We start from the raw sequence: 21,602 nt of genomic DNA on the forward strand, positions 1-21,602 counted from the left end.
AAAGTTGTGGTTAACGTATTTCTTAGCTTTCGCTACAATGTCTTAATACATTAAGGTTTGTTTTAAGTTTTCTTCTGTTTTAATTTTACCAGAATTAATTAAAGTGTTGTTTGATTGTACATTGTTTTTTGCTCCCCAAAGAATTGAAACAAATTGTACTTTGTTGTTTTTAAATGTATTGTTATTGATGTTTACATTTACAATTCCTCTGTGATTTAACAACATTCCGTTTTTTTCTTTAGCACCAGAATTAGTAAACGTACTATTTGTTACCAATAAGTTTCCGCCAATTGTAGACTCATCATAACCACCACGATAATAATCGATAACGTTTTGTTTTACGTTTGTGAATTTACAATTATCAACAGTTAAATACTCAGTATTATAATCACCTCTATCGTTTGTTTCTTCGGATAATTCTAAACCGTTCTCACAATCTGAAATTGCTGTATTTTTAAAGATGATTTCTTCAGAAAAAGATTGCTTGTACACTTTTAAAGCATAATTAAAATTACTGATTTCAGAATCTAAAACCTCCAACCCAAAATGATTAGACATGTTCTTTTTTAAACTCGCAAATGCTTGCTGAGAACCTGTTCCTTTTAACTTGATGTTTTTTACAGTTAGTTTTCCATAAGGATGTAATTCGATCGCTGGCGTATTTTCTGCACCTGCATAAACAATTTCAGCATTTCCTTTAGATTGAATTGTGATTGTTTTGTTTACGATTAACGATTCTGAAATATTATAAACACCTTCATTTAAGCTTAAAATATCTCCGCTTTCTGCTGCTTCAAGTTTACTAACCAATTCTGAAGCATTTGCAACGGTATGTGTTGTTGTTTCTTTTGCTTCTACTTCGTTTGAAAACCAATCTGCACCATATTTAGACTTATCTAACAAGTCTAAATTTATGTCTCCAGCTTTTGCAATTGCTCCAATGGTATTCGCTTTTTCTCTAGAATTTCCTAATAAATCATTCGTAATTGTTTCAAAATCGTAACCTTTATACACTTCTACATCATCGAATCCTGAAGTTGGTACAGATAAGTTTGAACCTATATCTGTTAAGGTTAAATCTTTAGTAATTAAACCATGATTGTTTTCAACTTCTACTCCGTTATTATCGATAATATTATTTGCAAATGTTACGCCATCTGCTTTATCGTGTTCAATAATTGGATTTGCATCACCTTCAGAATTATAAATAATATTATTTACAACTTCGGTTCTTAAAGGTCTTGCAGATCTTATTTCCGACTTTGGTAAAACATCTGCTTGCGCAATATTTGTACCTACACCAAATTGCCAAGGCGAGCTAGAATCTACAAACGTATTATACGCAACTACAACATCTGTCACTTGATTATAACGGTTTAATGGTGACTTAGGAATTCCGTTCATTATAGCAATCGGACTTCTAAAATTCTTACCTTTTATTTTGTAAAATAGGTTGTTAATTACCCAATGACCTGTATTAATGATTCTAATTCCACCATATTGATCGTTTACGCCATCTCCAATAAAATAATTTCCGTCTACCGTAACATAATTTCCGTGTCTTGTAACAACAGAACCTTCACTTTTGTAAAACACGTTATTTTTAATGATGTTGAAATTGGTTTTGCTTGAAATGATTTCTACTTCTCCATTACATTCTTCAAATAAATTATTTGCAATTAATGTGTTACTAGGACTCATTGATGTAAAACTACTTCCTAACTGAATCGTTTCTCCTCTTGCACCACCTTTTCTTGGCCTTGGACCAAAGTGATTATTGATAATTTTATGATAGTTTCTAATGCTTTGATTTCCTTTTAAATCTACTCTTAAAGTTGGACCACCATTTGTTTTACCGGCAAGATAAGAGTTGCTAAATTCGTTATGTTTACCATATAACTGCACCCAAAGATTGTCTTGATCGCGCTCTAAATTATTAAAATCTAAAATTACACAGTTGGTAACTTTAGAGTGATTGGCAACTTCTTTAGGACTTGTTCTAAAAGCGATAACATTTGTTTTTGGTGAGTGTCCGTTTCTAAAAAATAAACCGCTTACTTCTAGGTAATCTCCACTAATTTCTAAGCTAGAGGCACCTTCTATAAAAACTTCTCCTGGCGTTTCTGCTTTTAGTTTAATTGGATTGTTTTCGGTTCCTTCTCCAATCAGTTTAATTTCTACATCTTTGTAAGTTCCTTTTTTTAATACTATTTCATCACCCGCTTTTAATTCTTTTACAGCATCTAATAATTCTGATGAATTGTTTACTAAAATACTATTGACTGATGTTTCATTGCAAGAAATGAATAAAAATAAAGTAGTGATTACTAAAATTAAATTCTTCATAAAATTTTTAAAATGTAGTTAATGTTTTGTTGCTAAAATGTACAATTTAGTAAGTAATTTCTGCTAAAATCACAATTGGTTTACCAAATTGGTAAACCAAATATAGGTTTTATATTTCAATTTTTGAAATATTTTGTATTAATAAGAAATTAAGGGTAAAAAAGCATTGCTGAATTTACGATAATTTTTAACCGTTTTTAAAATGTATTTCACCTAAAAATTGTTAAAAAATTACAAGTATCTAATTCTTTTTAAATTAAATGTTTTTTCAATATTGATATTAACATTGCTGCACCCTTAAACCTGTAATAAGTTTTGGGTACAATTTGTTAAAAACACTTTCTTCAAATCGTTTACTTTAATATGCGCATCAATATTTTAAAAATCGTGAGTAAAAACAGCTATAATCCGAAGAAAAAAAACAAAGAGATCCTTTTTTTCATTTTAGAAACTAGCTTTTATTGTAGTAAGCCAATGCGTTCTATTTTATTATTTTTCTTTAATAATTCTGATTTCTCACTAGGAATAAACAAGACTTGATCTTCCCATTTAGGGTTCTTATAAATTAAATTTATCTTCTTCGCGTTTTTGCTAACTTTTACAAATCCACTAGAAAAAATCAAACAATTAGACATAATATTATTACTCCCTTTTAAATCCAAAGGAACTTTAATATTATAACTTTTCTCAAAAACAGAATTAGATATTGTTACTTTATGTATTCCGTTGGTCTTTAAAAATTGTCCTTTCTCTTTATTGTTCACCTTGCTAAAAACACAATTTTTAACAACTAAATTCCCACCAAGAATTTCTGGTGATGGTATTTTTCTGATATAATTTAACGCTTCACCTTCAATATTTTTAAAAACAGAATTTTGTAAAATGATATTATTTGCATTAATTTTTCCGAAGATATCTTTATCGTAAGATAAATTTAAACCCCTATAATTATCTTCGAATTTAGAATTCTTAAAACTTAAAGTATCTGCTAACGTACCGTTGTAAGCTTTAAAAACACTACCGCCGTTTTTGTTTTTAAAATTTTTAAAAATCACATTGTTTACAAATACTTTGTACAAACCGCCTTCTTGCTTGTTTGGTGATACAATGGCGTATTTAGGTGATTTTGTTTCTCCGTTTAAAGTAACATGAGACAATTTAAACGTTGCACCTTCATTAACTCTAAAAATATAATCTAATTGATTTTCTACATCGTCGCTTACAGAGATTATAGAAGCTGCATTTTTAGCACCAATAATTGTTACATCGTTTGTAATCTTAATTTTTTTCTTCAATAAAAATGCTCCTGCTTCTAATTTTAAAACAGTTCCTTTAACAGCATTTTTTATAGCTTTTTCTAAAGTTGCAACACCAGGTTTTACTAATATTTCTTGCGGTTTTACCTTTGGTGCAACTATTTTTGGTTTCCAACCTGGTCCTGCTCTTAAACTTAAAGCAATCGGCAATCTGTTTGAACCTAAATTAAAAGCACCTGCATTTAATACTGATCTTAATTTTCTTGCAATATCTTTTACAGGACTTAAATTATTCTTAGTTACTTTAAGTAAATCTCGATTTTCTTTCGTCGGAATTGGATAATTTTTTAATTCTTTCCAGTTTATTTTAGTTTTTAAAAACCCAACAACATCAGCATCCATTGCATCGATATAATTTGTATTGAAATTAATACCAGAAACCGCATCTAAAAACTGTATATTATTAGCAGCTTTATTATTAAAAATTAGGTTGTTAGAAAAATTAACGTTTTCTGGAGCTAAGGTTTTCTCATCATCTTTACCTGCACCAAAAACTAACGGACCAGAATTTATAATTGTATTATTTTGAATGTCTACATTTTTAACTTGATGATATCGATTTAAAGGCGAGTTTAAAACTCCATTCATTAACACAATAGAACCTCTATAACCTTCTCCTTGCAAACCAATTAGTAAATTATTTTTGATTATATGACCAGAATTAATTACTCTAATTCCGCCAGTTTTACTAACCCCGTTTCCTAAAAAAACATTTCTTTCTACCAAAGCATTGTTACCGTGTCTTAATGTTAAAGTTCCTTTGCTTCCAACAAACAAATTATCTCTAAAAATATTATCTCCAGATTTATTAGAAATAATCTCTATTTCTCCGTTACAACTTGCAAAGACATTTCTTTCTACGATGGTTTTAGAAGATTTCATCGAATTTGTGCTGGTTCCTATTCTAATTGTTTCCCCGCCATTTTCACCAAGTTCTTCTCTAAAACCAAATAAATTATTATCAATTCTATGATTATTTTCTATATGCTCGTTTCCTTTTAACCAAACAACTAATGTTGTACCAGTACTTGTTTTTCCAGTAAAATTATTATGATCTACTCTATTATTTTTACCCCAAATATCTACCCAATGATCTTTTATACCTGGCGTAACTTTAAAGTAAGAAATTGTAGAATTTGTTAATCGGCAATTATTTGCAAAAAACTTGGTATTCTTTTTAAACTGAACAACAGACTTGTAAGTAGAATTTCCGTTTTTAAACCATAAACCACTAACAATAATAAATTCTCCATAGATATTTAAGGTAGAATTTCCTGTAATTATAACTTTACCGGCAGTTTCTGCTTTTATTACAATTGGCAACTCTTTAGTACCTTTACCGTAAGCATTAATTTCGACATCTTTCCAAACACCATTTTTAAGAATAAGTACATCACCAGCTTTTGCTTTTTTAATTGCCTCGTTATATTCAGAAATACTAGCTACAAATTTTTCTTGAGCTTCAAAATCATGAGTATTAAAGAAAAGAATTACTATATAAATTAGAAGATATTTTTTCATCAAAGATTATTTTAAAAATAAGTAAATGGTAAATACTAGTTCAAAAGCAGTACTTTTTAGAGACTAATTAAATGATTTACAAAAAACTAAACCAATTCAAAACAAGCCAACAACACAAATATAACCATATTATTATTGGTAAACCAGTTTGGTTTACCAATAATAGTTTCTAAAATAATTTAGAGTTGTTTTAAGTTTTTAATATCTTTGATTTTCCTCTAAATTCAACAAAAATGGACGATTTTATTTTATACTTTAAAATGGGTCTTAACCACGTGTTAGACTTTAATGCTTACGATCATATTTTATTTTTAATTGTTTTAGCTGTAGTATTCAGTTTTAACCAACTAAAAAAAGTTTTATGGTTGGTTACACTTTTTACCATTGGTCATTCTATAACCTTAGCTTTATCTGCTTACGGTATTTTAAATATAGATATGAAACTGATAGAGTTTTTAATACCAGTTACTATTTTTATTACGGGTGTAATTAATGTTTTTACAGCTAAAAAATCATCTTATGGTAAAGAAAACACCAACTTAGTATTTGCTTTATTTTTTGGTTTAATTCACGGTTTAGGTTTTTCTAATTATTTTAAAATGATGATTGGTAAAGAAGATGATAAATTAATGCCTTTATTAGAATTTGCTGTTGGTATAGAAGCTGCACAAATAATAATTGTTTTAGGAATATTAATAATTGGTACTCTTTTACAAAACTTTTTTAAGGTAACAAGAAGAGATTGGATTTTAGTTTGTTCTTCTATCGTAATCGGTTTTTCTATACAAATGATGTTAGACAGAGTTTTTTGGTAACTATCAATTTTGACTAATAATTAACGTCTTAATTCTATTAATCTTTATACTTTCGTAAACTATGACAGAAAAGAAGCAATTAAAATACGACAAAGCTTACTTAAGAATGGCTTTAGAATGGGGCAAACTTTCTCATTGTAAACGCAAACAAGTAGGTGCTTTAATTGTAAAAGATAGAATGATTATTTCAGACGGATTTAACGGAACCCCAACGGGTTTTGACAACTGTTGTGAAGATGATAACGGAGACACAAAGTGGGAAGTTTTACACGCAGAAGCAAACGCAATTTTAAAAGTTGCAAGTTCTACTCAATCTGCAAAAGGCGCAACACTTTACATTACTTTATCTCCTTGTACGCAATGCAGTAAATTAATTCATCAAGCAGGTATTAAAAGAGTTGTTTATGCAAATGCATACAAAGATCTTTCTGGTTTAAAATTTTTAGAAAAGGCTGGCGTAGAATTAATGAATTTACCTTATGAATAAAAAAAACCTTCCATTATTTCTTGCAGTTGCTGTTGTTTTTGGAATTTTAATAGGATTATCTTTTGGCGGAAACTCTAGCAGTTTAATGTCTTTTTCGAAAAGCTCTTCTCAAGAACAAAAAATAAAAAAACTTATAAATTTTATAGAAAATGATTATGTAGACAAAGTCTCTACAGATAGTTTATTAGATGGTGCAATTACACAAATGTTGGGTAAACTAGACCCACATTCTGTTTATATTCCTAAAGAAAACTTACAAGCTGTTAAAGAAAACATGCAAGGTAATTTTGTTGGTATTGGTGTTCAATTTAGAATGATTTCAGACTCAATTACCGTAATTCAGCCTATAAAAGGAGGTCCAAGTATTAAAGCAGGTATTAAAGCCGGCGACAGAATCTTAATGGCAAACCAAGACACTTTATTTGGGCAAAATATGTTTAACAAGTTTGGTGTAAATGTTTTTGCTAACAAAGTGCCAGAATACTTAAAAGGAGAACCTGGTACCAAAGTAGAGCTTCAAATTTATAGAAAAAGTACAGATTCTATTTTTACCGTAGATGTTACTCGCGGTAAAGTAAACATTAAAAGTGTAGATTTATCTTACATGATTAACGACTCTATTGGCTATATAAAATTAGATCGTTTTGCAAGAAACACGTATTCAGAATTTAAATCATCATTAAATAGTTTAATAGACGATGGTATGACAGATTTAGTTTTAGATCTTCGTGGCAACGGCGGTGGTTTTATAGACATTGCGAATAGTATTGTTGATGAGTTTTTAGAAGACGATAAATTAATTGTTTTTACAAAAGACAATAAAGGCGATATCGACGAATCTTTTGCAACATCTAAAGGAGATTTTGAAAAAGGTGGTTTATATGTTTTAATTGACGAAAACTCAGCATCAGCATCAGAAATTGTTGCCGGTGCCTTGCAAGACAACGACAAAGGAACCATAATTGGTAGACGTTCTTTTGGTAAAGGTTTGGTGCAAATAGAAATGGATTTAGGCGATGGTTCTGCAGTAAGATTAACTACTGCTCGTTATTACACACCAACCGGTAGATCTATTCAAAAACCATATTCTGGTAACGGAAATAGCAACTATTATAAAGACTATCAAGAAAGAATTAATAGAGGAGAATTACTAAATAAAGACAGTATAAAAGTAGTAGATTCTTTAAGTTTTAAAACACCTAAAGGAAAAATAGTATATGGCGGTGGTGGTATTATTCCTGATGTTTTTGTTGCCGTAGACACAACTTCTTACATGAATAGATATTATTTTAATACTATTAACGATTTTGCTTTTGGTTACGTAGATAATAATAGAAAAGAATTATCTACTTGGAATATCGAATCTTTTATAAATGATTTTGATACAGACGACAAAATATACAATACTTATTTATCAGAAATTAAAGACAAAATAAAACCTTCTTTTAGAACAAAACAAAGCATCAAGAAATACTTAAAAGCATCTATTGCAAACGTACTTTTTGGCGATGTTGGTTTTTATAGAATTATACATAAAGACGACAAAATGCTTCAAAAAGTTTTAGAGTTGGAAACTAACAACGAATAGCTTTACTTTGTAGCAATGATTTCTATTACTACAGCCAATAACAAAAAAGTATATTTTGCTTCAGATCAACATCTAGGAGCACCAACTGCAGAAGCTAGTTTTCCTAGAGAACAACGGTTTGTAAATTGGTTAAATACTATTAAAAAAGATGCTGAAGCTATTTTTTTATTAGGCGATTTGTTCGACTTTTGGTTCGAATACAAAACAGTTGTACCTAAAGGATTTGTTAGGGTTTTAGGAAAACTTGCAGAAATTAAAGATGCTGGAATTCCTATTTATTTTTTCGTTGGAAACCATGATTTATGGATGAACGATTATTTTGAAAAGGAATTAAATATTCCTGTATTTCACAGTCCGCAAGAGTTTAAAATAAATAATAAAGTTTTTTTAATAGGACATGGTGATGGTTTAGGCCCAGGAGATAAAGGCTATAAACGCATGAAAAAAGTATTTACTTTTCCTTTATTTAAATGGATGTTTAGATGGCTTCACCCAGATTTAGGTGTTAAATTAGGACAATATATGTCTGTAAAAAACAAAATGATTTCTGGTGATGAAGACGCTAAGTTTTTAGGAGAAGATAACGAATGGCTAGTACAATATTGTAAAAAGAAGCTAACACAAAAACACTACGATTATTTTGTTTTTGGGCACAGACACCTTCCTTTAGAAATAAAACTAAAAGAAAATTCTACTTACATAAACTTAGGAGATTGGATTCAGTATTTTACATTTGGTGAATTCGAAAACGAAACACTTTCTCTTAAAAAGGACTAATATTTCTTCAATATAAATATAAAAAAAACGCTACTTTTTCAAGTAGCGTTTTTCAATTAATCAAATATAATTATTCTTTAGAACTGGTAGTTTAAAGATAAATTAAACATTGTACCTAACTGGCTAAAGTGGTAACCATCATACGTCATTTGAGAATAACGTTGGTTAAAAGTTATCAAGTTAGATTGATTTTTAATTGCTGCCGGATCATTAATAATTGCTGTTCCTGCTGCGTTTTCTGCTTTAAAGCTCCATTCTGGTAAAACATTAAATAAATTATTAACGTTTAAAGCTAAAGTTAACTTTTCTGTAGCGTTAAAGTTGATTCCTAAATCTGTAACAACTTTTGGTGTAAACTCTGTTCTTAAATTAGCATCTAAACCTTGTTGTTTAAATGTTGTTTTACCAAAATACGTGTTGTTTAAAGAGAATCCCCACTTATTAATATCATAAGTAGAACCTAAAATCCATTTTGTTTGTGGCCTTGAAGTAAAAAACAATGCTTCTTGAGTTGCATTAACAACAGACTGACCTGTAGCAGCTACAGAAGCAGGGTTTTTAACTTCGCCATCTCTCTCATTTTTGATCGTATAGTTACCCGATAAATTAAATCCTAATTTACCATCTCCTAATTCTATTTTATTATAACCAATTACAACATCTAAACCAGAAGTTTTAGTGTCTAAAGCATTTACGAAAAAGCTTAAATCTGATAAACCATCAAATGCTGGTAAAGCTGGTGGTGTAATTTCTGTACTTAGAACAATTCTATCTTCTACATTAATACTATAATAATCTACTGTAAAACTTAGGTTTCTGTTTACTTTTCCTCCTAAACCTAAAGTAAAGTTTGTAGAAGTTTCTTCTTTTAATTTAGGTATTCCTAACAATCCTGCCTGAGAAGATACATTGTTAACCAAACCACCTACTTGAATACCTTGACCTGGCACAAAACTATATTGAGCTTTTTGTGTATAAATTTGATGTAATGTTGGCGCTCTAAATCCTGTAGACAAAGAACCTCTTAATGTATACTTATCATTTATTGTGTAAGCACCACTTGCTTTCCAAACAAAAGCATTTCCAAAATCTGAATAATTTTCACTTCTAATTGTACCATCTAAAGTTAAATTCTCTGTAGGATTCCAGTTTAAAGAAGCATAACCACCAAAGTTATAACGTGTAAATTGTCCTGAATTTTCTGGGCTATTTCCTGCAAAAGAATCTGCCCCTCCACCATCATAAGAACCTAATTCACCTTCTATAATTTCAAAAGTTTCATATCTAAATTCTGTACCAAAAGCAACACTTAAATTATCAGAAAGAATCTTAGAAACATCAATATTACCAACATTATGAGAAAACGAAGTTCCTCCTGGATCAAAAGATTTTTTACTGTTTTCTCTATATAATTGAGAACCTTCTGTAACTTCACCATCATCAATTGTTCCGTTGTTATTAGCATCTACCCAAGTAGAAGGAGAATACACAAAGTTTCTATTATGAGAGTTGTTTACTTTATAAGTTTGCGAGTTTCCACCGGTTGTAAAACTTGCATCAACATTCCAATCGTTAATTACAGATTTAAAACCAACAGTAGCATTGTAATCATTTAAATCTCCTTCAAAAGTTGGTACATAACCATCATAACCTCCTGCTGTATTTGGGTTGTCTCCTGGAAAGAAATCTGCTAAATAAGGAAAATCTGTAACGGTTCTCCAATAAGGAGTTCTATAGTTTGCAAAAGAATTTACTTTCTTATTTACAAATGCAGCATTAAAATAAAAGTTAGACTGCTCACTTAATTTATAAGAACCATTAATTAAAAATTTAGCAGCAGCAGTTTCTGGCGCTCCGTTAATGTTTCCTGCATCTGGTCTTCTAGATAAAAACTCTTGAACATCTGCAATATTTGCTCCAAAATCTGCAGCTTCACCAGCAGCATCTACTGTTCCTGGTCTATTTGATAAACTTGTTTTAGAAAAATCTACTGTATAATTAATAAAACCTTTGTCATCACCAATTGTAGATCCATTATTTACACTTACACCAAACATTTCTCCATCTCCTTCAGAAGTAATTCCTGTTCTTAAAGTTGCAGAACCTGCATTTGGACTATCTTTTAATATAATATTTATTACACCTGCAATTGCATCAGAACCATACTGCGCAGAAGCACCATCTCTTAAAACCTCTACAGATTTAATTGCATCTGTTGGTATACCAGAAATATCTGAACCTGTTTCTCCTCTACCTGGAGAAGTTTGTGTATACAATAATGCACTTAAATTTTTACGTTTACCGTTTATAAGAATTAACGTTCTACTTGGTCCCATATTTCTAATTTCATAAGGATCTAATAAAGATGTTGCATCGTTAACAGGAGTTTGTACCGTATTAAAAGAAGGTATTTTGTACTGTAAAGCTTTATCAAAAGTTGTTTGTCCTGTAGAAACTAAATCTTTAGATGAAACGATATCTATTGGTAACGGACTTTTTGTATTACTACGAGCTGGTGCTCTAGAACCCGTAATTACAATTTCATTTAAAGACTCATCTCCTTCTTCTATTGTAATGTTTAGAAAAGAAGTATCTGTAACATTAATTTGTTTTGTTTTGTAGCCTATAGAAGACACTACCAATGTAGCTGGTAAACTTTTAACGTTTAGGCTAAACTCTCCAGAATCACTTGTAGTTGTTCCTATAGAAGTTCCTTTAACCAAAACATTCATAAAAGGTAATGCACTACCAGATTTGTCTGTAATTTTCCCTTTTATAGTTTGTGCCATAAACCCAAGTGGTAGCATAAACATAAAAGCAACTGTAAATAGTTTTAATAAATACTTTTGTCTCATAAATAAATTATTAGTTAGTAAATGTGTTTAAATTGAACTATCCATTTTAATAAAATGAATTGCTCGATTTATTACATAAGACAAAAAAAATAAAAGTATACTCTTTTTAAATTGACTTTTTTTCAATAAAAATCAAAAAACTTAAACGAATCGTCAGTATTTATAATTTTATATTCAATTTTGTGTAGTAAAAAGAACCATTTGTTCCCATTTGCGTAGCATCCCACAAACCTCCGCTATCAGTAAAGCTTTCTTGTTTTGTAGGGTAAATATTAAAAAGATTATTAGCACCAATTTGCAAATTTATTAGTTTATTAAATTGATAACTAAAATGTAAGTCTGTTGTTAATTTTGGCTGATAAATATCTACAGAAGCATCTAACCTTTCTGCTTCTGAGTTATTAAAATTAGCTAAATCTTGACTAATTTGCCAATCGATTAGTTTAACGCTACTAAATCTTGTAAAATTTAAAGCCGTTTTAAGTTTTTTATACTGATAATTTACACCCAAACTAAATTTGTTATTTGGTGCAGAAGCTAGTAAATATTGTTGTTCTCTTTTGCCAAAAAAAGTTTCTTCATCTAACTCTTTATTATTAATATCTGTAATTATCATGTGATTGATATTTCCAGAAAAGTCTAATGAAAGCTTGCTGTTTTCAAAATTCTTATACCAATTTAAAACAACATCAATACCAGTTGTTTTTGTACTAACTCCGTTTGCAAAAAACTGTACATTTTCAATGCCTAAACCCAAATCTGATGCATCAAAATTACCGCTTAAAATTATTCTGTCTTTAACTGCAACGTAATAAGCATCAAAGGTTGCATTAAAAGATTTATTAAATTTTGCAGCAAAACCTAAACTAAAGTTTTTGGCTTTTTCTTCTTTTAATTTTTCGATATTAAACCTTCTAGCTATAGGACTATTATTGGGCACTAAAAAAGACTCCGACGGCTTGCTGCCAATAAAATTAGTAAACGTTAAGTTGTAATATATTTGTGCTAAAGAAGGCGCTCTAAAACCGGTGCTATAAGAACCTCTTAAATTAAATTTATCTGAAATTTTGTATCGAGAAGCAAACTTAAAATTTAATGTGCTACCAAAATCACTGTAATACTCGTATCTAACAGCAGAACCAATCATAAATTTTTTAGAAAAATCTACTTCTGTATCTAAATAAAAACTAAAATTAGAGCGACTTTTATCTAACTCATTTTCTGGAGAATACCCAGGAAAACCTTGTGATCCGCCAGGTCTTATTTTGCCATTAAACGTTTTATAATCTTCTAAAGAAGTGTCAGAATTTACTAAATTATCATTTACATCGTAAGCAGCATAAGAGGCTTCTTCACCAGAAAAAATTTTATATTTATCTAAACGATGCTCTAAACCAAGCGCCACATTAAATCCGTAAGTTTTTTCATTAAAATATTTTGAAAAATCGACACTTGTTGTATTCTGAATCAATTGATGCCCGCCTGCATCAAACTCTGTTGGCGAATTTTCTACCAAAGTTGCATTTATGGTGTTTTTAATAAAGTAATGAAAGTTATTTCTTCCGAAGGTATTATTTAAATCAACACTCCAATCTTTATAAGTTGTTAGCAAACCAACCGAAAAAGAATTATCAATTATTTTTGAGGTGATTAAAGGATTGAATCCTGTTGGATAAATTTCTAGAACATTTCGTTCGCTTTGCGATTTTCTTGTAAAGGCAAAAGCTTCTGTATTTTTATAATTTACACCTCCGTTAAAGTAGAGTTTTGTCGATTTATAAATAGGAATTTCTGAATTTAAAAAAAAACTTACTCCTTTTACCTCTGCTTGCCCGTATTTTTCTCTCGCTTCTGTTGCTGGTCTTGTGGTGTTTTCTAAAGAAATTGCTTCTGCAGAAAAATTAAAAAATCCATTTTTACTTATTTTTGTTCCGTAGTTTAAACCCAATTTAGTAGTAAAACCATCTGTTCTTTTCGGAAAAAAACGATTAGGATCTGCATTGTAAAAACCGAAAGTAGACTTAACATCTAGTGAATTATCATTGTCTTTTAAAACAATGTTTAACACACCCGCAATTGCATCTGAACCATATTGAGCAGAAGCGCCATCTCTTAAAAGTTCTATTCTTTTAATTGCTGAAATAGGAATTGCATTTAAATCTGTACCAGAATTACCTCTACCGCGTGTACCATAAAGGTTAATTAAAGAAGCTTGATGCCTTCTTTTACCATTAATTAAAACTAGAGTTTGATCTGGTCCTAAACCTCTAATAGTTGCGGGATCTATATGATCTGCGCCATCTGCGCCAGATTGTTTGGTAGCATTAAATGAAGGAATTGCATATTGCAAAAATTGATTGACTTCTACTTGACTGCTTTTTGTAGCTGTTTTTTCGATATCTATAAAATCTATTGCAACAGGCGTATCGCTTGCAACTCTGTTTTTATTTCTAGAACCAACCACTTGTACTTCATCTAAATCTTGTCCTGATGCTAATATTATGGTATGAAATTTATTTGGATACAATTGTAATATTCTAGAATTATGACCAATAAAACTAACAATAATACTGTTGTTAGATAAAACCTCGAATTCAAATGTACCATCTGCATTTGTGGTTGTGCCTACTAAAGTTTTTTCTTCTTGTAATGTTGCACCGCTTAAAGGAATATTTTCTGAACTTAAAACAATACCTTTAACTGTAATTTTTTTATTCAAAAATGCGCTATCAACAACAATATCTTTTTTAAAAACGGTATTTCCTCTAGCGTGAATTTTTCGTTTATTAGACTCTTTCTTTTTGTAAATAACGTAATAACTATTTCCTAAATCGTCAAATAAAAAGGGTGTAATTTTTTCTAATAAAGAAATAGATTCTTTTAAAGATAAGTTTACAAAACTTTCTTCTTGCACAAACTTATTTGCTAGTAAATTAGCGTTATATGTAAAAAAAATCTTGTGTTCGTTACTAATTTTATCTAGTAAAACAGCTAAAGGAACTTTTTCTTTTTTATGATTTTGAGAAAGTGTAGGTAAGGTGATAAATGCAGCAAAAACAAGTAATAAAAATTTTAAAAATACTATTTTCGAAAACATCTATAAATTTAAAATTACACTTATTTTTTGCTAATTACTAAAGAGTTGTCTTCTTTAACAATTGCTACATTTACAGATTTTTCTATAGCTTGTAAACAAATATCTATGTTGGTAATTGGTACAGCACCTGTAATTGATAATTTTTTGCTCTCCTCATCTTTAAAAATAATAGAAAACCCATAAGATTCTTTTATTTTTTCCATTGCATCTTCTAAAGATAAGTTATCGAACAATAAAGAACCGTTTTTCCATGAAGTTTTTATTCTAGCATTAAAAATGTTTTTATCTTCTAATACTTTATTTTTTTCTGATGAATACGAAATATAGTTCCCCGGAATCATCTTTTTATCTTGACCGTTTTTAAGTTTTAGCCAAATATTTCCTTCTTCTAAAAACACATCTGTTTTCTTTCTTTTGGTACTTACGTTAAAAGATGTTCCGTAGACTTCTACAGACAAATCATCTGTTAACACCCAAAACTTAGCATTGGTTGCTATTTTTTTATCAACCTGAAAAAAGGCTTCACCTTTCAACCAAACTTTTCTACTTTCATTTTTATAATAAGATAAACTAGAATTTGAATTTAGTGTAACATCACTACCGTCTTTAAGTTTAATCGTTAAAATTTCTCCGTAATTTGTTTTGTGCGTAATTCTAGTATTTCTATTGATAAAATACACTCCTAAAACCACCAATAGAAGAATTGATGCAACTGCACCATATTTATGTAAATGTCTTAATTTTCTTTTTGGTTGTTTTTGTTTTGCTTTAATTTTAGCTTCTAATTTTTGCCATTCGAAAGCAACTTTTTCTTTACCAACTTGTTTTTTATTAAAAGATACACCAATAACAAGATCTTTAGCTTCATTCACTAAATCTTGTTTATCAGGATTATTAGCTATCCAAAAATCCCAAAAACCCACATCGGTTCCGTTGTTTTGAAAAACCCAATTTTTAAATGAATTATCATCTAAAAAATCGTTTATGCTATCGTAATTTTTCTTACTCATTATCTATTAAATGTATAGAATCTATTTGTATAAGGTATTTATTGCTTTTTTATACCCTTATTTTTTTATTAAAACTTAAATAATTTAATAATCGAAATTTCTTCCTTTAAGTTTTTAATTGCTTTATGTAAAGTATTTACGACACTTTGGTAGTTAATACCCATTATTTCAGAAATTTCTTTCGCTTTTAAACCGCTGTAATATTTTAAGTAAACTGCCTCTTTTTGTCTTTTTGGTAATTTATTTAAAAGCTGCGTTAAGTTTTTATTTTTAAAGCTTTCAACTTCTTGATTTGTTATCAACTCTTCTGCCGTAAATTGAATGTCTACAAAATTTTCATTTGAAAAATCTGTTGGTTTTACTTTTTCATTTTTCTTAATTACTTTTAATAAAAATCGTTTGTAAGATGTAAAAAGGTAAGGTGCAATTGTATCTAAATCGCTTAAATTTTCTCTATGTTCATAAACGTACATAAAAAAGTCTTGCAAAGTATCTTCTGTTAGCGCTTCATCTTTACATATCTTTAAACCGTAACTATGTAAATTAGAATAATAAGTTTCAAAAAGAACAGAAAACGCTTTTAAATCACCTTCTTTTAAAGATTTCCATAAATATTTGTCTGTTAATTTTTCCATTTATATTTTTAAGGGCTAATAATTTTTAAAAATAACAAAAATATATCAATCATCTTTAACCTACTTTTAACAAAAACAAATATGTTAAAATTGTAGTTTTGTTACTATAAGATTATTACGAGATATATAACGCCTAATATAAAATACAATGGATATAGATGTAAGAGCTATTAATGAAAAAATTGAGAGAGAAAGTGCTTTTATAGACATTCTTACTTTAGAAATGAACAAAGTTATTGTAGGTCAAAAGCAAATGATAGAAAGTTTGCTAATTGGTTTACTTGGTAATGGTCATATTTTACTAGAAGGTGTGCCTGGTTTGGCAAAAACCCTAGCAATTAACACGCTATCTAAAGCGGTACAAGGTAGTTTTAGTAGAGTACAATTTACACCAGATTTACTACCTGCAGATGTTGTTGGAACCATGATTTACAACATGAAAGAAAACGACTTTGCAATTAAAAAAGGACCAATTTTTGCAAACTTTGTTTTAGCAGATGAGATTAACAGAGCACCAGCTAAAGTACAATCTGCGCTATTAGAAGCAATGCAAGAGCGTCAAATTACCATTGGCGACACAACCTTTAAATTAGACGAACCATTCTTAGTAATGGCAACTCAAAACCCTGTAGAACAAGAAGGTACTTACCCATTACCAGAAGCACAGGTAGATAGATTTATGCTTAAAGTTGTAATAGATTATCCTAAGTTACAAGACGAACAAGTAATTATGCGTCAAAATTTAACTGGCGGATTCGCAAAAGTAAATCCGGTAATTTCAGTAGACCAAATTATTAAAGCAAGAGAAGTTGCTAATGAGGTTTATATGGATGAAAAAATAGAAAAATACATTCTAGACATCATTTTTGCGACACGTTATCCAGAAAAATACAACTTACCACAATTAAAAGATTTAATAAATTTTGGTGCATCACCTCGTGGAAGCATCAATTTAGCCAAAGCAGCTAAATGTTATGCTTTTATAAAACGAAGAGGTTATGTAATACCAGAAGACGTTAGAGCTGTTGTAAAAGATGTTTTACGTCATAGAATTGGTATTACTTATGAAGCAGAAGCAGAAAATGTAACATCTGTAGACATTATCAATTCTATTATTAACGAAGTAGAAGTGCCATAGAAGCTATTAGCAATTTGCCTTTAGCCTTTCGCTAAAAGCTAACTCACTAAAAGCCAAAAGCAAAAAATGGATACAAAAGAAATACTTAAAAAAGTTCGTAAAATAGAAATTAAGACAAAGCGTTTGTCTAATGATATTTTTGGCGGAGAATACCATTCTTCTTTCAAAGGGCGTGGTATGACTTTTTCTGAAGTTCGCCAATATCAATTTGGTGATGATGTTAGAGCAATCGATTGGAATGTAACTGCAAGGTACAACGAACCGTATATTAAAGTTTTTGAAGAAGAAAGAGAACTAACCATGATGCTTTTAGTAGACGTATCTGGGTCAGAACTTTTTGGTACTTCAACACAATTTAAAAAAGACACAGTTACAGAAATTGCAGCAACACTTGCGTTTTCTGCAACTCAAAACAACGATAAAGTTGGTTTAATTTTATTTTCTGATGATATAGAACTCTTCATTCCTCCTAAAAAAGGAAAAAGTCATGTTTTACGAATTATTAGAGAATTAATCGAGTTTCAACCTAAAAGTAAAAAAACTAATATTGCAGCGGCATTAAAATTTTTATCTAGTGTGCTTAAAAAAAGAGCTATTGTTTTTATGTTATCAGATTTTATGGATGATGATTATGAAAAAACACTAAAAATAGCTGCGAAAAAGCACGATTTAACTGGTATTCGAGTTTTTGATAAACATGATGAAGAAATTCCTAATCTAGGAATGGTGCCAATGTTAGATGCAGAAACAGGTAACATTTTAACTATAAATACCGCATCAAAATCTGTAAGAACCAATTATAAAGCAAACGCTTTAAGACTAACAGATTATTACTTAAACATGTTTAAAAGAAGTGGTGCAGGCGCTGTAAATACTAGAGTAGACGAAAATTATGTAAAAAAATTATTAGGATATTTTAAGCATAAAGGAAAGTAAATTAACAAAATATCAGTTCGGGTGAATTTTGAGAAGAATGAACAAATTAGTATCGAGAGCTAAAATGATGAAAAAACAGATATTCTATATATTATTTCTTATTTCGACCATAAGTTTTGCACAAAACCCAATGGTAAAAGCAGAAATTGATACAACCAACATTAGAATTGGAGAACAGTTTCAATTAAAAATTTCTGTAGATGAAACAAAGAATGTAATTATTCCGAAGATAAAATTAAAAGGTTTAGAAATTGTAGATTCTACAAAAGTAGATACTATTAAAAATAGCTTAATCAGAAAATACATTTTAACAGGTTTTGATAGCGGTGCATTTTACATTCCGCAACAACAAATCTTTGTAAAAAACCAAGCTTATTTAACAGATTCTTTATTGGTAAATGTTGCTACCATTGCTGTAGATACTACAAAAGTCAAGAAATTTCCTATTAAAGCTATAAAAGCAGAACCATATACTTTCGACGATTTTAAAATCTACATTTATATTGCTTTGGCTATTTTGGCAATTATTGGTTTTTGGATTTATTGGTTCGTAATCAGAAAAAGAAAAGAGGAAGAAGAAGCGCCAACTTACAGAACTTTGCCTCCTTACGAAGAAGCTATTTTTAAATTAAATGAATTAGACGAAAAACTATTGTGGCAAAACAATAAAGTAAAAGAATATTATTCTGAACTAACAGAAATTGTTAGAGGTTACATCGAAAGAGAATTAAATGTACCTGCTTTAGAAAACACCACAGATGAAGTTTTAGAAATGATTAACGATTTTAAAAAGTCTGATACAATAGAAACTTCTAAAGAAACAATTGCCAAGTTAAAAGATTTACTACGTGAAGCAGATTTAGTAAAATTTGCAAAATCGAAACCATTAGCAATAGAAATAGAAGACGATAGAAAAGACGCAGAATTTATTATAGGAAATTTAAAACCTAAACAAATAACAGCACAAGAAGATGAACTGGAGTAATTTCGAATTTTTAAATATTGAGTTTCTCTGGCTATTAATATTAATTCCGTTATTAGCTGTTTGGCATTTTTTTATGCGAAAAAAAGATGCAGCAGTTTTAACAATGCCAAGTATAAAAGGCTTTAAAGCAGAAACATCTATTCTAGCAAAGTTAAAACCGATACTATACGTTTTAAGGTTACTAGCTTTAGCCGCAATTATTGTAGCATTGGCAAGACCACGAAATGTTTCTGTAAGTAAAAAAACAAAAACAAATAAAGGAATCGATATTGTAATGGCAATCGATATTTCTGCAAGTATGCTTGCAAGAGATTTAAAACCAAACAGACTAGAAGCACTTAAAAAAGTTGCTGTAAATTTTATAGATAGAAGGCCAAACGATAGAATTGGTATTGTTGTTTACGCAGGTGAAAGTTTTACGAAAACACCTATAACTAGTGATAAAGGCATTGTAAAAAGGTCCATTTCTGAATTAAAATGGGGGCAATTAGAAAACGGAACTGCTATAGGAATGGGTTTAGGTTCTGGAGTTAACAGGCTTAAAGAAAGTAAAGCTAAAAGTAAAGTAATTATTTTACTAACAGACGGTGTAAATAACTCTGGTAATATCGACCCGAGAACAGCAACAGAGTTAGCAAAAGAATTAAAGATTAAAGTGTATACTATTGGTATAGGTACAAATGGTATGGCAGATTTTCCTTGGAGTAGAGACCCAAGAACAGGTAAATTAAATTTTAGAAAACAACAAGTAACAATAGACGAAAAACTTTTAGAAGAAATTGCTGCAGAAACAGAAGGAAAATATTTTAGAGCTACAGATAATGAATCTTTAAAAGAGATTTATGATGAAATTGACAAGCTAGAAAAAACTAAAATAGAAGAGTTTAAGTATTACAATTATCAAGAAAAATTTAGAATTTTTGTCTTTTTAGGTTTAGGCCTATTAGTTTTAGAATTTATTTTAAGAAACACATTATTTAAGAGTTTTATATAAATGTACAGAATAGAAGAACCAATTTATTTTTATTTACTTACAATCATTCCGGTAATGGTTGTTATTTTCTTGTTGGTTTTTTGGTGGAAAAAAAGAACACAACGCAAGTTTTCTAATGTTCTTTTGTTAAAAAAATTAGCACCAAATTCATCAGCTTTTAAAACTACTTTAAAATTAGTTTTTCTACTGTTAGGAATTAGTTTTTTAATTATTTCTCTAACAAACCCTAAAATGGGTACAAAACTAAAAACTGTAAAAAGAGAAGGTGTAGATATTGTTTTTGCTTTAGATGTTTCTAAAAGTATGCTTGCAGAAGATATTGCACCAAATAGACTAGAAAAAGCAAAACAAATTATCTCTAAAACAATAGATAAATTAGGCTCTGATAGAGTTGGTATTATTGTTTATGCAGGTAATTCTTATCCGTTATTACCAATAACTACAGATCATGGTGCCGCAAATATGTTTTTACAAAACGCCAATCCAGATATGGTTTCTAGCCAAGGTACAGATATTAATGGCGCTTTAGAACTAGCAAAAACGTATTATAATAACGACGATCAAACAAATCGTTTTTTAATTATTCTTTCTGATGGTGAAGATCATCAAGAAGAAACAAAACAAGTTGCACAAAACTTAGCCAACGAAGGTGTAAAAATTTATACTGTTGGTGTTGGTACAGAAAAAGGAGGACCAATACCAATGCGTTTAAATGGCTCTATGATTGGCTATAAAAAAGATAATAAAGGCGAAACTGTAATTACAAAACGTAAACCAGAAGTTTTAAAAGGAATTGCAGATGTAGCTGATGGCGCTTATATTGATGGTAATATCACAGAAAAGCCTGTAAATGCTATGGCAGAGATAATTGCCAATGCAGAAAAAAACGAATTCGAAACCAAGCAATTTTCTGATTATAAAGATCAATTTCAATGGTTTTTGGCATTAGGTTTGCTATTTCTAGTAATAGATGTATTCTTATTTGATAAGAAAACAAAATGGCTAAGAAAAGTAGATTTATTTAATGAAGAAAAGAATCTAAAAAAATAGTAGAACACAACTTCTATTAATACTTATTATAACCAAGTATTTTGAAGTAAAA

15 protein-coding genes are annotated in these 21,602 nt (G+C 29.6%); 9 read left to right on the top strand and 6 right to left on the bottom strand.

Features of this window, described 5'->3' with window-relative positions; translation table 11 throughout:
• Nucleotides 1-42: 42 nt before the first annotated feature.
• Both B5464_RS06190 and B5464_RS06195 read right to left on the bottom strand, forming a co-directional pair.
• Nucleotides 43-2,346, bottom strand: a complete 2,304-nt coding sequence (locus B5464_RS06190) for a chondroitinase-B domain-containing protein (protein ID WP_079737651.1) — start codon at nucleotides 2,344-2,346, stop codon at nucleotides 43-45.
• 458 nt (nucleotides 2,347-2,804) lie between these two features.
• Nucleotides 2,805-5,183, bottom strand: coding sequence for a polysaccharide lyase 6 family protein (locus B5464_RS06195; RefSeq protein WP_079737652.1), 2,379 nt, complete (start codon nucleotides 5,181-5,183; stop codon nucleotides 2,805-2,807).
• A gap of 233 nt (nucleotides 5,184-5,416) precedes the next feature.
• Between B5464_RS06195 and B5464_RS06200 the strand changes: the two genes are divergently transcribed.
• The 4 genes from B5464_RS06200 (at nucleotide 5,417) to B5464_RS06215 (ending at nucleotide 8,850) form a co-directional block, all read left to right on the top strand.
• Nucleotides 5,417-5,998, top strand: a complete 582-nt coding sequence (locus B5464_RS06200; RefSeq protein WP_079737653.1) for a HupE/UreJ family protein — start codon at nucleotides 5,417-5,419, stop codon at nucleotides 5,996-5,998.
• 61 nt (nucleotides 5,999-6,059) lie between these two features.
• Nucleotides 6,060-6,485 carry a dCMP deaminase family protein gene (locus tag B5464_RS06205; RefSeq protein WP_079737654.1) on the top strand — a complete coding sequence of 142 codons (426 nt, stop codon included), beginning with the start codon at nucleotides 6,060-6,062 and terminating at the stop codon, nucleotides 6,483-6,485.
• A complete protein-coding gene (locus tag B5464_RS06210) occupies nucleotides 6,478-8,073 on the top strand; it encodes a S41 family peptidase (RefSeq protein WP_079737655.1) in 1,596 nt (531 codons plus the stop codon). The genes B5464_RS06205 and B5464_RS06210 overlap by 8 nt, the downstream gene beginning before the upstream one ends.
• Nucleotides 8,074-8,088: 15 nt before the next feature.
• The gene (locus B5464_RS06215) at nucleotides 8,089-8,850 is read left to right on the top strand and encodes a UDP-2,3-diacylglucosamine diphosphatase (protein ID WP_079737656.1); all 762 of its coding nucleotides are present in this window, start codon (nucleotides 8,089-8,091) and stop codon (nucleotides 8,848-8,850) included.
• A gap of 77 nt (nucleotides 8,851-8,927) precedes the next feature.
• On the opposite strand, the gene B5464_RS06220 is transcribed toward B5464_RS06215, so the two are convergent.
• The 4 genes from B5464_RS06220 to B5464_RS06235 all read right to left on the bottom strand — a co-directional run bounded on the left by B5464_RS06220 (nucleotide 8,928) and on the right by B5464_RS06235 (nucleotide 16,447).
• The gene (locus B5464_RS06220) at nucleotides 8,928-11,705 is read right to left on the bottom strand and encodes a TonB-dependent receptor (protein WP_079737657.1); all 2,778 of its coding nucleotides are present in this window, start codon (nucleotides 11,703-11,705) and stop codon (nucleotides 8,928-8,930) included.
• A gap of 160 nt (nucleotides 11,706-11,865) precedes the next feature.
• Nucleotides 11,866-14,802 (bottom strand): TonB-dependent receptor, encoded by a 2,937-nt coding sequence (locus tag B5464_RS06225; protein ID WP_079737658.1) that lies wholly within the window; start codon nucleotides 14,800-14,802, stop codon nucleotides 11,866-11,868.
• 20 nt (nucleotides 14,803-14,822) lie between these two features.
• Nucleotides 14,823-15,812, bottom strand: coding sequence for a FecR family protein (locus B5464_RS06230; protein WP_079737659.1), 990 nt, complete (start codon nucleotides 15,810-15,812; stop codon nucleotides 14,823-14,825).
• A gap of 68 nt (nucleotides 15,813-15,880) precedes the next feature.
• Nucleotides 15,881-16,447, bottom strand: a complete 567-nt coding sequence (locus tag B5464_RS06235; protein WP_079737660.1) for an RNA polymerase sigma factor — start codon at nucleotides 16,445-16,447, stop codon at nucleotides 15,881-15,883.
• Nucleotides 16,448-16,595: 148 nt separating this feature from the next.
• On the opposite strand from B5464_RS06235, the gene B5464_RS06240 reads away from it, so the two are divergent.
• The 5 genes from B5464_RS06240 to B5464_RS06260 all read left to right on the top strand — a co-directional run bounded on the left by B5464_RS06240 (nucleotide 16,596) and on the right by B5464_RS06260 (nucleotide 21,550).
• Nucleotides 16,596-17,585, top strand: a complete 990-nt coding sequence (locus tag B5464_RS06240; protein ID WP_077810532.1) for a MoxR family ATPase — start codon at nucleotides 16,596-16,598, stop codon at nucleotides 17,583-17,585.
• Between the two features lie 66 nt (nucleotides 17,586-17,651).
• Nucleotides 17,652-18,521, top strand: a complete 870-nt coding sequence (locus B5464_RS06245; RefSeq protein WP_079737661.1) for a DUF58 domain-containing protein — start codon at nucleotides 17,652-17,654, stop codon at nucleotides 18,519-18,521.
• Nucleotides 18,522-18,558: 37 nt separating this feature from the next.
• The gene (locus B5464_RS06250) at nucleotides 18,559-19,506 is read left to right on the top strand and encodes a BatD family protein (protein WP_231963662.1); all 948 of its coding nucleotides are present in this window, start codon (nucleotides 18,559-18,561) and stop codon (nucleotides 19,504-19,506) included.
• On the top strand, nucleotides 19,493-20,500 hold the full coding sequence (locus B5464_RS06255; RefSeq protein ID WP_079737662.1) for a VWA domain-containing protein: 1,008 nt from the start codon (nucleotides 19,493-19,495) through the stop codon (nucleotides 20,498-20,500). Before B5464_RS06250 ends, B5464_RS06255 begins: the two co-directional genes overlap by 14 nt.
• Entirely contained in the window at nucleotides 20,501-21,550 is a 1,050-nt protein-coding gene (locus B5464_RS06260; protein WP_154066944.1) for a VWA domain-containing protein, read from the top strand. It abuts the gene before it with no gap.
• The last annotated feature ends 52 nt before the right edge of the window (nucleotides 21,551-21,602 follow it).

Source organism: Polaribacter sp. KT 15, assembly GCF_900143115.1.
Taxonomy (GTDB): Bacteria; Bacteroidota; Bacteroidia; order Flavobacteriales; family Flavobacteriaceae; genus Polaribacter; species Polaribacter marinaquae.

Excerpts from the sequence above, each read along its gene's own strand:
- B5464_RS06190 (WP_079737651.1), bottom strand. The coding sequence starts at position 2,346 with ATGAAGAATTTAATTTTAGTAATCACTACTTTATTTTTATTCATTTCT.
- B5464_RS06195 (WP_079737652.1), bottom strand. The coding sequence starts at position 5,183 with ATGAAAAAATATCTTCTAATTTATATAGTAATTCTTTTCTTTAATACT.
- B5464_RS06200 (WP_079737653.1), top strand. The coding sequence starts at position 5,417 with ATGGACGATTTTATTTTATACTTTAAAATGGGTCTTAACCACGTGTTA.
- B5464_RS06205 (WP_079737654.1), top strand. The coding sequence starts at position 6,060 with ATGACAGAAAAGAAGCAATTAAAATACGACAAAGCTTACTTAAGAATG.
- B5464_RS06210 (WP_079737655.1), top strand. The coding sequence starts at position 6,478 with ATGAATAAAAAAAACCTTCCATTATTTCTTGCAGTTGCTGTTGTTTTT.
- B5464_RS06215 (WP_079737656.1), top strand. The coding sequence starts at position 8,089 with ATGATTTCTATTACTACAGCCAATAACAAAAAAGTATATTTTGCTTCA.
- B5464_RS06220 (WP_079737657.1), bottom strand. The coding sequence starts at position 11,705 with ATGAGACAAAAGTATTTATTAAAACTATTTACAGTTGCTTTTATGTTT.
- B5464_RS06225 (WP_079737658.1), bottom strand. The coding sequence starts at position 14,802 with ATGTTTTCGAAAATAGTATTTTTAAAATTTTTATTACTTGTTTTTGCT.
- B5464_RS06230 (WP_079737659.1), bottom strand. The coding sequence starts at position 15,812 with ATGAGTAAGAAAAATTACGATAGCATAAACGATTTTTTAGATGATAAT.
- B5464_RS06235 (WP_079737660.1), bottom strand. The coding sequence starts at position 16,447 with ATGGAAAAATTAACAGACAAATATTTATGGAAATCTTTAAAAGAAGGT.
- B5464_RS06240 (WP_077810532.1), top strand. The coding sequence starts at position 16,596 with ATGGATATAGATGTAAGAGCTATTAATGAAAAAATTGAGAGAGAAAGT.
- B5464_RS06245 (WP_079737661.1), top strand. The coding sequence starts at position 17,652 with ATGGATACAAAAGAAATACTTAAAAAAGTTCGTAAAATAGAAATTAAG.
- B5464_RS06250 (WP_231963662.1), top strand. The coding sequence starts at position 18,559 with ATGAACAAATTAGTATCGAGAGCTAAAATGATGAAAAAACAGATATTC.
- B5464_RS06255 (WP_079737662.1), top strand. The coding sequence starts at position 19,493 with ATGAACTGGAGTAATTTCGAATTTTTAAATATTGAGTTTCTCTGGCTA.
- B5464_RS06260 (WP_154066944.1), top strand. The coding sequence starts at position 20,501 with ATGTACAGAATAGAAGAACCAATTTATTTTTATTTACTTACAATCATT.